The 14,513-nt window shown below is 34.2% G+C and carries 9 protein-coding genes; 4 read left to right on the top strand and 5 right to left on the bottom strand.

What is annotated here, in order from left to right:
• Positions 1–441 precede the first annotated feature (441 nt).
• From GJV77_RS01145 to GJV77_RS01160, 4 genes are all read right to left on the bottom strand, one after another.
• Positions 442–2,079, bottom strand: a complete 1,638-nt coding sequence (locus tag GJV77_RS01145; RefSeq protein ID WP_155034526.1) for an MFS transporter — start codon at positions 2,077–2,079, stop codon at positions 442–444.
• 131 nt (positions 2,080–2,210) lie between these two features.
• Positions 2,211–3,749 carry a peptide MFS transporter gene (locus GJV77_RS01150; protein ID WP_155034527.1) on the bottom strand — a complete coding sequence of 513 codons (1,539 nt, stop codon included), beginning with the start codon at positions 3,747–3,749 and terminating at the stop codon, positions 2,211–2,213.
• Positions 3,750–3,787: 38 nt separating this feature from the next.
• A complete protein-coding gene (locus tag GJV77_RS01155; protein ID WP_155034528.1) occupies positions 3,788–5,560 on the bottom strand; it encodes a peptide MFS transporter in 1,773 nt (590 codons plus the stop codon).
• A gap of 75 nt (positions 5,561–5,635) precedes the next feature.
• Positions 5,636–7,801 carry a S9 family peptidase gene (locus tag GJV77_RS01160; protein ID WP_155034529.1) on the bottom strand — a complete coding sequence of 722 codons (2,166 nt, stop codon included), beginning with the start codon at positions 7,799–7,801 and terminating at the stop codon, positions 5,636–5,638.
• A 397-nt stretch (positions 7,802–8,198) separates the two neighbouring features.
• Here GJV77_RS01160 and GJV77_RS01165 point away from each other — a divergent pair, with 397 nt between their 5' ends.
• The 3 genes from GJV77_RS01165 to GJV77_RS01175 all read left to right on the top strand — a co-directional run bounded on the left by GJV77_RS01165 (position 8,199) and on the right by GJV77_RS01175 (position 12,171).
• Complete coding sequence (locus GJV77_RS01165) at positions 8,199–9,515, top strand: hydroxymethylglutaryl-CoA reductase, degradative (protein ID WP_155034530.1); 1,317 nt, start codon at positions 8,199–8,201, stop codon at positions 9,513–9,515.
• On the top strand, positions 9,515–10,426 hold the full coding sequence (locus tag GJV77_RS01170; RefSeq protein WP_155034531.1) for a GYDIA family GHMP kinase: 912 nt from the start codon (positions 9,515–9,517) through the stop codon (positions 10,424–10,426). Before GJV77_RS01165 ends, GJV77_RS01170 begins: the two co-directional genes overlap by 1 nt.
• Before the next feature lie 1,016 nt (positions 10,427–11,442).
• Positions 11,443–12,171, top strand: a complete 729-nt coding sequence (locus GJV77_RS01175; protein WP_155034532.1) for a YqjF family protein — start codon at positions 11,443–11,445, stop codon at positions 12,169–12,171.
• A gap of 466 nt (positions 12,172–12,637) precedes the next feature.
• Here the strand turns inward: GJV77_RS01175 and GJV77_RS01180 are convergent, their stop codons facing one another.
• Complete coding sequence (locus GJV77_RS01180; RefSeq protein ID WP_155034533.1) at positions 12,638–13,186, bottom strand: hypothetical protein; 549 nt, start codon at positions 13,184–13,186, stop codon at positions 12,638–12,640.
• A 112-nt stretch (positions 13,187–13,298) separates the two neighbouring features.
• On the opposite strand from GJV77_RS01180, the gene GJV77_RS01185 reads away from it, so the two are divergent.
• Positions 13,299–14,510: a BaiN/RdsA family NAD(P)/FAD-dependent oxidoreductase gene (locus tag GJV77_RS01185; RefSeq protein ID WP_155034534.1), complete on the top strand. Its 1,212-nt coding sequence runs from the start codon at positions 13,299–13,301 to the stop codon at positions 14,508–14,510.
• Positions 14,511–14,513: the final 3 nt, after the last annotated feature.

The following is a 14,513-nucleotide window of genomic DNA, read 5'->3' on the forward strand; positions in this document are numbered from 1 at the left end:
CAGAATACGTGCAGTTTACGAGCCCAGAAGCAGGTTCTTGGCAAGGAAAGTGCAGGAATACTGCACGTATAGGTCAAGAAAGTTTGGGATAAGATTGTCTGTTGGGAAATGATTAGTTACAATAGTCGAACTGTTTTTAAAAAACTAGGCTGACTAAAGTATTCGATAGCGTGATTTATAAGAGGGTATGAATATCTGTTTGACGTGAGAAGGGTAGCAAATTAATATTTTTCTTAGGAAATAAGGTAGAACTACATTTTTAAGATTTGTATGATAGTTAGATATGTTTTGCGATTGACTACTTGTGTTCTTGCTATATCCTTGTTTTAATAGAAAACGGAGATACATAAAGTTTTATGTATAGATAGAACTTTTTGGATATATTTGAAAAAAAGCACGCTAACTATTAGCGTGCTTTTGTATAATTATCGTGTAAATTATTTATTTACTCCTTTTTTCTAATGGTCGAATGATTAATCTATCATAGATCATAAGTGTTACTACTGAGAATATTCCAATACCAAAAATAACGTACCATATTTTATTAGGGTTATAGGTATTCCATAACATATCTACCATTTCCCAATGGGACATACCTAGTTTTTGTTCAGCAAGTGCAAAATATTCATTCTTAGAGAAAGGTAAGTGTACTTGGCTGATGTCTATGCTTTTAGTGGTTGCAAAATCTTTAAAAGATTGGGCGACTATTGACCAATCTACGTTTTCAGCTTTTAAATTGAATTGTTTTTCAAATGCTGAAATAGGCATATTTAATGCTTTAGCTCCTTGTTCTATGAATTGTTCATGGGTAACTACTTCAGGCATTTTAATACCTCTTCCAGTCATCTCTGTTTTTAGTAGAGAAAGTTTATCTGACCATGATTGATATAGGTTTCCAGAAATATATTCTGTGACTTTATAGCTGGCAGCTACAGGTAAAAAGTAAGTGCTTTGATAAAGTCCCTCTTTACCTTTTGGTGTAATTAGGGCGATAAATGAGGATACCGTAGGGCTAGACATCATTTCTCCAATAGAGAAAACCATTGTGCCTATAATTGTAAATATGGGATTGTGGGTATAGAACGTAAGTCCAACTCCAATACTAGCAATAATAGCTCCTCTGATCACGGCATTGATATGACGCATTTTTGTAACGAAGTATGAGATACTCACCTGACAAATGATAATCATAAACGAGTCGATGTTAGTAAACCACTCAGGTTTTACTTGTCCATCTTGTGTCATTAATCGTCCTAAGAAAGGAATATTTTCATTTAACCAGCCACTCAATGCAGCTGAGTTTACCCAATCTTCAATGAAGTTTGGTAAAGTATTGAATAGTTGGTTAAACATTGTCCAAAAACCAACCATTAGGATTAAAAGTACTCCAAGCCTTACATCTCTTAACGCTTCAAAAATCCCCATAATAGAGTCTTTGATTGCTTTACCAATAGAATCTTTTGGTTTCTCTGTTTTAGGTTCTTTGTAAAAGAAAAGCAGTACTAATAAGTTGATACAAATTACGATTGCTGCCTGGATGAAGATTATTTTCCAGCCATAAGTTGTACGTAAACCTGAAGACATCGTTGGTCCAATAAAACCACCAATATTTACCATCATATAGAAAATACCAAAACCTACGGTACCCGTTGATTCGTCAGTATTTCTCGCTATAATAGCTGATGCTACAGGCTTAAAGAATGCGGCTCCAATGGCAACTAATAAAAATGCTAGATAGACATTCGTAAAGGTACTTACTTCTCCTAGTAGGTAATACCCCATAATCATAATGATAAAGGCTATAGTTAGGGATATTTTATAACCTATTCGGTCAGCTATAACACCAAATACTAAAGGTAAAAAATAGAGAGTACTAACAATTCCCCCCATAATACTTCCTTTTTGTATGTGGTCAAACCCAAGGCCTCCTGTGTCTGTTGACCCTACTAAATAAAGACCTAATAAGGTGTAAATTCCGTACCAAGCCCAACGTTCCATCAGCTCCATAAAGCTTCCTATCCAGAAGTTTTTATTGAAAGACGTCAAGGTTTGAAAAAAAGATTTTTTATTCTGTGACATAATCGTATTAGAAGATGTTTGATTAAGGGTGTAAGTTACTTCCTAATTTCTGTTTTTCAATGAGAAAAGTGCATAAAAAAGCACCTAATTATTTAGGTGCTTCTTTAAAATATACTTTTTTATAGAATTAGTTATCTTACTTCTTGCATTAATTTTTTCATCAATGGAGATAAGGCAATTAAAACTACCCCTGCAATAACGGCATATAAACCTAAGTCTTTATACCCATCTGTGTAAGCGATTAAAGCATCATAATTAGGGTGGTTACCAGTTGGTACTTCTGAACGTGTTTTAGACATCGCTGCTCCCAAAAGACCGGCTACATATTGTCCGTATGCACTTGCTAAGAACCACATTCCCATCATCATTCCTTGTAAGTTCGCTGTCGATAATTTTGTCATAATCGATAGACCTATTGGCGACAGACATAACTCCCCTAATGTAATTACTAACAGAGCAAAAGTAAAGAAGTCTAGTGATGTCATACCTACTGTGTCTGCGAAGAAACGTGTTCCAAATAAGGCATAGTATCCTGCACCTAAAAGAATAAAACCTAAACCGAATTTCATCACTGTGTTTGGTTCTATTTTCTTTTTAGCCATCCATATCCATAGAAGACCTAATAATGGAGCAATAAATATGATAAAGAAAGCCCCTCCAGAGTTATTTACACCATTTGGATCTAAGTGCATACCCAACAAATCAGAGTTTAGGTTCTTAGCTGCAAAGATACTTAGTGATCCACCTGCTTGTTCATAAATACCAAAGAATAGGATAGAAAAGAAGATAAAGACTAAAGCTGCAATAATCTTTTTACGCTCTGAACTATTTAACTTTGTCATTTCATAGAATAAATAGATAAGAGCTAGTGGACCTACAGTATACATAAAGTAAGCAGTATAGTCTGTATTGTCAATCATAAATACAATAACAGGAACCATAGCGAAAGTCAGAATATAGGTACCTATTTCTTTCCATAGAGGCATTCTGATTTCCTTACCGTCTTTCGTGATTTCTTTTGGTTGTAAACCAATTGGACCTAAGTGTCTTTTTGTAAATACGAAGTTTACTAAACTGATTAGCATTACAAAAGCAGCAAGTCCAAAAGCAACACTCCAACGGTGTGCTTCATCAATTGTATCTTGTAATAAGTGACCTTTACCAATAGCAATACATAAGTATCCTCCAATCAATGCTCCTAGGTTGATACCCGCATAGAATAGCGAGAATCCTGCATCTGTACGCGAGTCTCCTTTTTTGTATAGATATCCTACCATTGTAGAAATATTTGGCTTGAAGAAACCTGTACCGATAACGGTGAATGCAATTCCCAAGAAGAAATATGCGTGTGGATCAACAGCCAGAATAATACTACCTAAGATCATCATTGAGCCTCCCCAGAATAGAGATTTACGGAAACCTAATATTTTGTCTGCAAATAAACCTCCTAAGAATGTAAATGCGTAAACGAATGCCTGCGTAGCTCCATATTGTAAGTTCGCTTGGGCTTCTCCAAAATTTAGTTGGTCAATCATAAAGAAAACCAACATACCTCTCATTCCGTAGAAACTAAAGCGTTCCCACATTTCTGAGAAGAATAGACTCCAAATTTGTTTAGGGTATTTACCCTCAAAATTTTGAATATCTTCTAATGTCTGTGTTTGACTCATTGTTTTTATATTTTATATTGTGCAATGCACGGATGTTCTTAACGAACACCGTGCATTAGTTTTTTCAATAGTGGATTGACTAACATCACTAAAATAGCAGCAGCTGCAGGGATGATAGTAAATAGGAAGAAGAAGTGACTCAATGAATATTCTTCTCTGATGTTTTCAATTTGTCCCCCTAGTATAGCTGCAAATTTTTGTGCAATAGCAAGGGCTAAGTACCACATACCAAACATAAATGCAAGCATTTTTCCTGGTACTAGTTTAGAGACATAAGACAGTCCTACTGGAGAGATAAATAATTCTCCTAAGGTATGGAATAAGTAGGTAAGAACTAAGAACATCATCGACATTTTTACTCCTTCACTTGCTCCCATAGAACCTAAACCTAAGATTAAAAACCCGATTGCAACGAATAATAATCCTATTCCGTATTTGAATGCTGCAGATGGGTTGTATTTAGAATCCCATAGTTTAGACACTGACGACGCTAAGGCGATAATAAAGAATGAGTTAAGAATTGAGAACCAAGAAACAGTGATTTCAGAAGATTCTTTACTAAACTCTTGGTTTAACATATAGATGGCCATTGCCCAGATTGCTGCAAAACAAATGAATAGAATTATATTTGATAATGCGATCTTTTTCCATGTAGCTTTAGCTAATAGTATTAATACCCAAGAAATGATCAGTAAAGGAATAATCGTCAAACAAGTGTTAATAATGTTGAAAATTAATAAGGCGGGACCTTCTAAAGTTCTATCCACATAGTCTCTTGCTACTAATACTAACGATGTAGCTCCTTGTTCGAAACTCATAAAGAAGAACATCAAAAAGAAAGCAAGTAGAATAACAGCAAACATTCTATCTCTGATGATTTTTCCATAACGTAGAATACGTGAAATCACTAAGTATAAGAAAGTTATTAAGGCTAATACAGCCATAATGTTTTGTCCTCTCAATATATCTGTATCTAAGAAAGAGAATAAGTCTAATACACCGTTTTTAGATAGTGGATCGTTAAAGGCATACAATAGACCAATTACAGATACAATTGCTATTAAAACATAGTCGATTGTAGTATATGGATTTTTAGTTTCTTCGTCTTCTTTTATTTGTTCAGGTGTTTTATCAACAGTAGTATTTACTTCTTTCAATTCTCCTAAAGTACCCATCAATGGTTTTGCTAACCAAAACTGTATTGTACCTAATAACATGAAGATACCTGCTAAACCAAATCCATAGTGCCATCCTTCTGTTTCTGCTAAGTATCCACAAAGCATCATACCGAAGAACGCTCCTGAGTTTACTCCCATGTAGAAGATAGTATAAGCACCATCTTTTTTCTCTGGAAGTGATTTGTACATCTCTCCTAAGATAGAAGGCATGTTTGGTTTAAAGAATCCTGTACCAATTACTAAACAGGCTAATCCTAAGAAAAACCATAGTTTTGAAAAACCTTCAGCAGCCATAGATGCGTGACCTAGTGTCATGATAATAGCTCCAATAATAACTGCCCAACGCGAGCCGATATATTTATCAGCGATTACTCCACCTAATATTGGTGTAAGGTATAATAGCATGGCATATGTTCCGTAAAGTGCACCTGCTTGTTCTGCAGACCATCCCCAACCAGAGAAAGGATCATCAAATAGTACCTTTGCTGTTAAGAATTGAATCAATAATACTCTCATCCCATAGAATGAGAAACGTTCCCACATTTCAGTAAAGAACAGAACGAACAGACCTGCTGGGTGTCCTAGTACTTTCGAATCGAAAAGACCTGCTTTAGTAGCTGTTTCTGCTGCCATTTAAATAAAAATTATTAGTTTGTTTAAATTAAGTACGTTATAAAAGATTGTTTTTCGGTGGTATAAATCTGTGTTTTATAAGTTGTTTAAGACAAAATTAGTCATCTTAGTGTATAATTGTAGTCTAGTATTACCTCCGTAAATGCCGTGATTTCTATCAGGGTAGATTAGCCAATCAAAGTCTTTGTTTTTTTGTACTAATGTTTCTACCATTGCCATTGCATTTTGAACGTGAACATTGTCATCTGCTGTTCCGTGGATTAGTAGGTATTTTCCTGTTAATTGATCTGCATGTGTGAAAGGTGAATTGTCATCATAGCCTTTAGGGTTTTCTTGAGGTGTGGTCATGTAGCGCTCTGTGTAGATACTGTCGTAGTATCTCCAGTTGATTACGGGTGCTACAGCGATTGCCATTTTAAATACGTCATTTCCTTGAAGTAAACAGTTTGAAGACATAAAACCTCCGTAACTCCATCCCCAAATACCTATTCTTGTTGCATCTACATAACTTTGTTGCCCTAAATGTTTTGCAACATTTATTTGATCTTCTACTTCATATTTTCCTAGTTGTAGCTGAGTTACTTTTTTGAAATCTGCACCTCTAAAACCTGTACCTCTACCGTCTACTGTTACTACGATATAACCTTGTTGAGTTAGCATAATATGCCAATAGTCGTTTGAGTCAAACCATTTGTCTGCTACTTGTTGTGAACCTGGTCCACTGTACTGATACATGAATACAGGGTATTTTTTAGCAGGGTCAAAGTCTTTAGGTTTCATTACCCATGCATTAAGTTGTAAACCATCAGTAGTTGGCAGTTGTACAAACTCTTTTTCGGGTAAATTGTAAGCTGTAAGTTTGTCTTCTAGCGTTTCATTATTTAAAATCTCTTTGATCTTTCTTCCTGTTTTAGCGTCGTTTAAGGTATAGACAGGAGCGTGCTTACTAGAAGAATAGGTATTGATATATACATCAAGATTAGGGCTAAAAATAGCGCTATTTGTCCCTGTTTGTGTAGAAAGTCTTTTTTTGTTTTTTCCTTTAAGACTGATAGAATAAATATCTCTATAGATAGACCCTTGTTCTACGGATTGGAAATACAAGGTTTTATTTTTGTTGTCAATTCCATAGTAGTCAGTTACTTCCCAATTTCCTTTTGTGATTTGGTTGATTAGTCTACCTTCCTTGTTGTAGTGATATAGGTGGTTGTAGCCATCTCTTTCACTTAACCAAATAAAGTCATTATTATCTTGAAATGTAATACTTTGAATATCAACATAAGCTTTGTCTGTTTCGTTTAGAATCAGTTTTTTATCTAAAGTATTTCCATTGATAAAGAATAGCTTTAAATCATTTTGGTGTCTATTGATGATTTGAGCACTTAAGTATTTGTTGTCATTTGTCCATTTGATTCTAGGAATATAGAAATCATTGAACTCAGACAAGTTGACATCCGCTGTCTTAGCTGTCGCCACGTCATAGATATGTATAGTAACTTCAGAGTTCTTCTCACCTGCTTTGGGATATTTGAATTTATCTTGAGTAGGATATAGACCTGTGCCATAGATATCCATTGAATATTCCGGCACCTCAGTTTCATCGAATTTTACATAAGCTAATTTGTCACCATCTTTACTCCAATCAAACATTTTAACGATGCTGAATTCTTCTTCATACACCCAATCAGCAATACCGTTAATCACGTGATTTTTCTTTCCATCATCTGTTACCTGCTGAGTGCTTCTATTAGCAATATTGTAGATATACAAATTGTTTTGATAGGCATATGCTATTTTAGAACCATCATTTGAAAAAGTTGGTTCCATTACTGGGTGGTCGGCTATCTTAACGAGTGACTTTGTTTCTGTGTTGTACAAGAAATAATCAGCAGTTGCCGATCTTCTATAGATAGCTTTGCTATTTGTTCCAATGAGAATTTGCTTTTCATTGTGATCAAATACATAACTATCTATGTTTTTAATAGCAGAGAAATCTTCTGTACTAAAGATAGTTGTGTTTTTCTCTAAGGTTTGGAAACTATATAGGTTGATTCCTTGATTATCACTTGAAGTATTTTCAATACGTGCATACTGGTTACTGTGCTCCATAGCATTTACGGACTGCATCGCTTTTGTACGGAAAGTACCGTCCCAAATTTCAGTAAGTTCAATCTTTTTTTGAGCGAACCCAATTTGTGATGCTATAACACAAATTAGTAGGGTAAAGTTAAGGTGTTTCATTATGTATTTAATCGAAAAAACTTTCAATTTTAATGAAAAAATATGATTTACACCAATTTATTTTTAGAATTAACCAATAAAAGCTTAATTCTATTGACACACTTTTGGTAATAAAATTCACAATTCACTGAACAAATATTATTAATTCTTCTTTTTTTGGTTTTTTTAACCTTGTATCTGTGTTCTATTATTGTTGCATAAATAAAAAATAGAATGTGTTAGCTATCTATGCATTTTTGTTATTTTTATGCTATTTAAATAATTAATTGTATAAATAGTGGGCTAGATTTTTTAATAGTTTATTTTTTTCTTTTTGTTACTTTTAAATAGGTAAAGGTGTAGTTTGTTTTAGTCCTTCGTATAAAACTTTATCTTTGTTATTTAAAAGAAGATTATAATGACTGCTAATATTAATGGTTTTTCAAAATTAAGTAAACACGATAAAATTAATTGGATCGCTCAGACCTATTTTTCTGATGCGAACGATATTGTTGAGCTGATTGAACAATATTGGAATACAGATGAGGAGCTACAAAAGCTACACGATGAGTTTATTGAAAATACAATTACAAATTTTTACTTGCCGTTTGGTGTAGCACCCAACTTTAAGATTAATGATCGTTGGTATACAATTCCAATGGTTATCGAGGAGAGTTCTGTTGTAGCCGCTGCTTCAAAGGCAGCTAAGTTTTGGTCTGAAAGAGGCGGGTTTAAAGCGACAGTACTTGGAACAGAAAAAATAGGTCAAGTACACTTCATTTATAAGGGAGATAAGGATAAATTACAGAGTTACATTGATAGTCTGCAGCAAACTTTTTTAGACGATACTCTATCAATTACTCAAAATATGCAGAAGAGAGGTGGTGGTATCTCCGCTATTGTTTTAAGAGATAAAACAGAAGATTTGGCAAATTACTATCAACTACACGTTACTTTTGAGACCAAGGATAGTATGGGCGCTAATTTTATCAATTCATGCCTAGAGCAAATTGCTAAGACGTTAAAACATGGTGCTTTGAGTTACAGTGAATTTACAGAAGAGGAAAAGGAAATTGATGTGGTAATGAGTATTTTGTCAAACTATGTTCCTAATTGTGTTGTACGTGCGGAAGTAAGTTGCCCTATTGCTGATCTAAAAGGAAAAGATATAGCTGACCCTCAATTATTTGCTGAAAAGTTTGTTCAAGCAGTTCGTATAGCTGAAATAGAGCCATTTCGGGCAGTTACTCACAACAAAGGAGTGATGAATGGGGTAGATGCTGTTGTAGTGGCTACGGGTAATGATTTTAGAGCAATAGAAGCAGGTGTCCACGCTTATGCTTCTCGCGATGGTCAGTATAGAAGTTTGTCACATGCTAGTATTGAAGATGGTGTATTCCGTTTTTGGATTGATTTACCTTTAGCTTTAGGGACAGTAGGAGGATTGACTTCTTTGCATCCAATGGTGAAAGTTGCATTACAGATGCTACAAAAGCCGTCAGCAGCCGAATTAATGCAAGTTATAGCTGTCGCAGGTTTGGCTCAGAACTTTGCAGCTGTCAAGTCATTGACAACTACTGGAATTCAACAAGGCCATATGAAAATGCACTTGATGAATATTCTGAATCAGTTTAAAGCAACAGATGCAGAGCGTGTAAAAGTTGTTGCTCATTTTGAAAAGCACGTTGTTTCACATAGTGCTGTGGTTGAGTTATTAGAAAGTCTAAGAAAATAATGACAAAAGAGTTTTATAGTAATGGGAAGCTCCTGTTATCAGGTGAATACGTTGTCTTAGAAGGGGCGGTTGCTTTTGCATTGCCTACTAAGTTTGGTCAATCATTAAGTATTGTTGAGACTGAGACTGATTGTATCCACTGGGTAAGTTATGATGTAGATGGTCAGGTTTGGATGGAGGAAGAGGTAGATTTAACTGATATAGCCGGTGATCATACCATAATAAATAAATCAACGTATTATACTACATTAGTGCAAGTGCTACGTGCTGCACATAGACAAAATCCAACTGTACTTATTCGAGGTTTTGAAGTAACTTCTAAGCTTACTTTTCCGCGTTTATGGGGGTTAGGGACTTCTTCTACTTGGATTAATAATATAGCCCAATGGTTAGCTATTAACCCGTATCAATTACTTAATGAGTCATTTGGAGGGAGTGGTTATGATATTGCTTGCGCGCAGTATCCCCAAGGTTTGTTTTATACCTTAACAAAGTCAATAAACCCCTCAATAGAGCTGGTTTCATTTCAGCCGTCATTTATTAGTTCTATTTATTTTGTGTATTTGAATCAAAAGAAAAGTAGTAAAGAAGCAATTGCTAACTTTAAAGCCAATCACAACTTACTCGATGAATCTATAGGACGGATTTCTGAGATCAGTAAGGAACTGGCTGTTAGTAAATCTTTAGCTAAGTTTACTGCATTGGTTGAAGAGCATGAGCAAATTATGAGTAATGTTTTAGGGATACAGCCTATAAAAAAGCTCTTGTTTGAAGATTTTGAAGGAACTATTAAGAGCTTAGGAGGATGGGGTGGTGATTTTGTAATGGTTCTTTGTGAAACTAATCCGAAGGAGTATTTTCAAAGCAAAGGATACGAGACTATATTGTCTTTTGAGGAAATGATTTTATAGTTCAATTTATAAGGGATTGTCTTGGAATGGTGTGTTAACGGTTATTGGGAGTTTTTACGTATACGAAGAGATTTTTTGTGATTTGAATAATGTATTTTTAATGTTATGTATCTGATTAATATTGTAATACATGTAAAAATATACGGAATTTTCAAAGGATAGATCCCCGTTTTTCAATCAGGCACTATCTGAATTTACGTAATGTTTTATCCTTTTAACTAGTTTAATCACTGTACTCAGTTGTGCCAATAGGGTATTAATTAACAAATTAAGGAAGGAAAAATCCTAAAGGTAGAGTTGACCTGTATTCAATTAGTTCAGTTTTATGTATGAACAGAGTCTTTGGGCTAGCCTCGATAAACACAATCTTTAAGATAATCTCCTTTATACAATTGTATTTGGAATAGGTATAAAATGAAAGCATAGCGATGTTCGATCGCTATGCTTTGCTTGAAAAGAAAATTGTTTTGTTGTCCCATCGCCCTATATCGCTAATTCAGATTATCGTGTTGTAGATTTAGAATTATATAGGTCGCTTTATTGTAATGAACTCGTTAAGAGTTATATTATTCTAATTGTCTAAATACAGACTAATAAATTAGTTGCTTGTATTTAATGTGTTAAAATTAAGTGTTTTAATGATTTTAGTATAATGTTTTATAATAAAATATATTATTTTTTTCGGTGTTTTAAGTGATTATTGGTGTTATTTAGTTTTTATTTGTGAAAATATTGTTGGTTTTGTTCATTGTGAGAATTTTTGACAACCATTGTTTTAGAAGTTTTTAGTATATTCGCATTTATTCAAAACAACAATAAACAAAATTCAACGAAACGAGATAGTTTATCAATTGAGCAAATTGGAAGACTGTCAGCTCAGAGGGTGTCTATTTAGGCACCCTTATTTTTTAAATTTACTTTTTTTGGAAAAGTTAGGTGGTATTCTTATTAAGAGTAATAGTCTGTTAGTTAACAATTAGCGCTGAAATGTATTATCTTTAATAAAAATATTGATTATGAGTAAAATATCTGATGTATTGTCAAGTGTAGAACATCGACCTTGGTCTCTTCCTCAAAGAGAGTGGGTGTATTATCAAGAGTGGAATCGCTTATTGTTTTTGCACTTTGAAATTCCATTTGAAGATTTGCGTGCTTTAGTACCAGAAGGGCTGGAATTGGATAGTTTTGAAGGGAAATATTACATATCCATCGTTCCTTTTACGATGGAGAGTATACGTCCTAAGTTTTTACCATCTGTTTCTTACATTTCGGATTTCGATGAATTGAATGTGCGTACATATGTTAAATATGGAAATAGAGGAGGAGTATATTTTTTGAATATTGAAGCAGGTAAGCGGTTGTCAGCATTTGTTTCTCGTCTATTATCTGGTTTACCATATGAGAAAGCTAAGATGAAAAGGAGTAAAGGACAATATCTTTCTTTGAATGAAGAAAAGAAATTTTTCTTCAAAGCGAAGTTTACTGTTGGAAAACCCGTTGTTGAAAAAACTGCACTGCAGTTATGGTTGACAGAACGTTATTGTTTATATGTTTTTGACAATGAAGAATTATTCAGTTATGATATTCATCATAAGGAATGGGATATAAAGGAAATAGCTTTTGAAGATTTAGTGTTTAACTACCGTTTTGGTAATATCCACTTGACAGAGGATAATTACATTTGTCCGAATTACTCAGAAGGAATAATTGTCGTTTCTTGGGGTAGGGAGAAGGTTAGTGTGTAATATTTGCTGACTTACTTGTAAGGTATAAAGAGGGGGTGTTGTAGCGAAGAGCTATTTTGAGATAATAACTTTCGAAAGGTTATTATTTTACGATCTCTTTCTTAGTCATAGTTTTTATTAGTATCAGAGATGTACTTGTATAAAAGTAGGATTTTTCTGATTATAGGGGGTCTTCTGTTATTCAGGTTATCTTACTTTTTAGTGCAAACGATCTTAATATGTCAGCTAATACCTCTAAGTTATCGAGATTCATTTCTTGAATATGTAATAGGTAGAGCAATGCGTCTTTATCTGCTGTATTGATTAATGTGTCTATATCTATGAGAAGTATCTTTAAGAGTTGTGGAGAAATCTTGTATTTCTTGTTCTGTTTTAAAGTCTTCGATAGGTATAGAATTACAAACGACTCTTAATAGTTGAGCCGTTTGTTGTATCATTCTAAGTACTAAATCTCCTTTTTCCTATGTTAACGCACAGGACGTAAAGTATTGCTGAAAGTGACTTTAAAAGGAGTCTCTTTGTCACTATTGTTTTTCATGATATAGATGAATTTAAACATTTTAGCATGATCAGTAGTGATAACTACATCTCCTTTAGTATAGTTGTCATAAACTGTAATATCTGCAGTATTTTCTACTCGAATAGACTTTGCAATTCCAGTAGATAGATTGCTCATGACCATTGATTTAGAAAAGGTCTTAACCTCGTTTTTTATGGTGATATCTTCTCCTTTGTATCCTTGTGTAAGAATGATAACAGAGTACTTATCTTCTGTCGCACGCATTCCTTTTAAGTAGGCTTCTTTTGTTTTTTCTGTAACTGAACGGAAATCATCTCTTACTTGCGCATAGTCTGGTAAGTCAATAACATCAGCCGCTTCTGGCAAACGATCTTCATTTTTAATTTCTTCAATTCGTTCTTCTATAGTAATGTCTTTCTTAGGTGTGCTGATATGCGAAGCGGACTTACACATAGCGAATAAAGCAATTAAAGCTAAATAGGGTAGTTTTTTCATATTCTTAAATTAACGATGATAAGTATGCGATCGTAAGTAAGTATCTTTGTGGCGTAAAGGTAAATTTATTTTAAGCATATTAAAATATTGAAAAGTTAAAAATTGAGAATTGATGAGATACGATGTCATTATTGTAGGCGGAGGGGCTGCGGGTTTTTTTACAGCTATCAACATAGGCGAACAAAATAAAGTACTAAAAATAGCGATTATAGAAAGAGGAAAGGAAGTGCTTTCTAAGGTTAGAATTTCAGGAGGAGGGAGATGTAATGTAACGCATGCTTGTTTTGATCCTAAAGAGTTGACTCAATTCTATCCGAGAGGCGAAAAGGAATTGTTAGGGCCATTTCATCAGTTTTGTTCTGGAGATACGATTGCTTGGTTTGCTGATCGAGGAGTGAATTTAAAAATAGAAGAAGATGGTCGTATGTTTCCTGATACAGACTCTTCACAGACAATAATTGATTGTTTTTTGAAGGAAGCAAAGCGATTGCGTATTGATGTTTTGACAGGAGTCAGTGTACAGCGTTTCTTTGAAAAAGAGAATAGTTGGAAGTTAGATACTTCCAAAGGAGATTTTGAATGCGAGTCACTAGTTGTTACTACAGGGAGTAACCCTAAAATATGGGGGCAGATGGAAAACTTAGGACACACAATTGTAGAGCCAGTACCTTCTTTGTTTACTTTTAATATTAAAGATAAAAGGATAAAAGACTTAATGGGAATTGCTGCTCCTGCTACTGTAAGTGTGAAAGGGACAAAATTAGAAGCTAGCGGTCCATTGTTGATTACGCATTGGGGAATGAGTGGACCTGCTATATTAAGGTTGTCAGCGTGGGGAGCACGTATCCTGGCTGATAAACAATATCAATTCCATATTCAAGTCAATTGGGTACCTCAATATGATGTTAATTCGATATTTGAGCATTTGCAAGAGATTCGTAAAGAGCAATCTAAAAAGACAGTGATTAAAAGAAGTTTGTATGAGTTGTCTAATCGTTTATGGGAACGCATTGTGTCTGCTAGTGATATATCTGCTGATGTTAAATGGGCAGATTTGAACAATAAGCAGTTAAAAGCATTAGCCGGGGAATTGACAGAAGCCTCTTTTCAGGTGAATGGTAAAAGTACATTTAAAGATGAATTCGTAACTGCTGGAGGAATTGATTTGAAAGAAATAAACTTTAAGACGATGCAAAGCAAAATAAAAGAAAACCTTTACTTTGCGGGAGAAGTTATGAATATAGATGCTATTACAGGAGGGTTTAATTTTCAAAATGCATGGACTACTTCCTATATAGCAGCTCGTACAATCGCTAATAAATAATTT

It is taken from the genome of Myroides pelagicus (assembly GCF_009711055.1).
Lineage (GTDB): Bacteria > Bacteroidota > Bacteroidia > Flavobacteriales > Flavobacteriaceae > Flavobacterium > Flavobacterium pelagicum.

What these genes read in the sequence shown, in the direction of transcription:
- GJV77_RS01145 (WP_155034526.1), bottom strand. Translation starts at nt 2,079, where the DNA reads ATGTCACAGAATAAAAAATCTTTTTTTCAAACCTTGACGTCTTTCAAT.
- GJV77_RS01150 (WP_155034527.1), bottom strand. Translation starts at nt 3,749, where the DNA reads ATGAGTCAAACACAGACATTAGAAGATATTCAAAATTTTGAGGGTAAA.
- GJV77_RS01155 (WP_155034528.1), bottom strand. Translation starts at nt 5,560, where the DNA reads ATGGCAGCAGAAACAGCTACTAAAGCAGGTCTTTTCGATTCGAAAGTA.
- GJV77_RS01160 (WP_155034529.1), bottom strand. Translation starts at nt 7,801, where the DNA reads ATGAAACACCTTAACTTTACCCTACTAATTTGTGTTATAGCATCACAA.
- GJV77_RS01165 (WP_155034530.1), top strand. Translation starts at nt 8,199, where the DNA reads ATGACTGCTAATATTAATGGTTTTTCAAAATTAAGTAAACACGATAAA.
- GJV77_RS01170 (WP_155034531.1), top strand. Translation starts at nt 9,515, where the DNA reads ATGACAAAAGAGTTTTATAGTAATGGGAAGCTCCTGTTATCAGGTGAA.
- GJV77_RS01175 (WP_155034532.1), top strand. Translation starts at nt 11,443, where the DNA reads ATGAGTAAAATATCTGATGTATTGTCAAGTGTAGAACATCGACCTTGG.
- GJV77_RS01180 (WP_155034533.1), bottom strand. Translation starts at nt 13,186, where the DNA reads ATGAAAAAACTACCCTATTTAGCTTTAATTGCTTTATTCGCTATGTGT.
- GJV77_RS01185 (WP_155034534.1), top strand. Translation starts at nt 13,299, where the DNA reads ATGAGATACGATGTCATTATTGTAGGCGGAGGGGCTGCGGGTTTTTTT.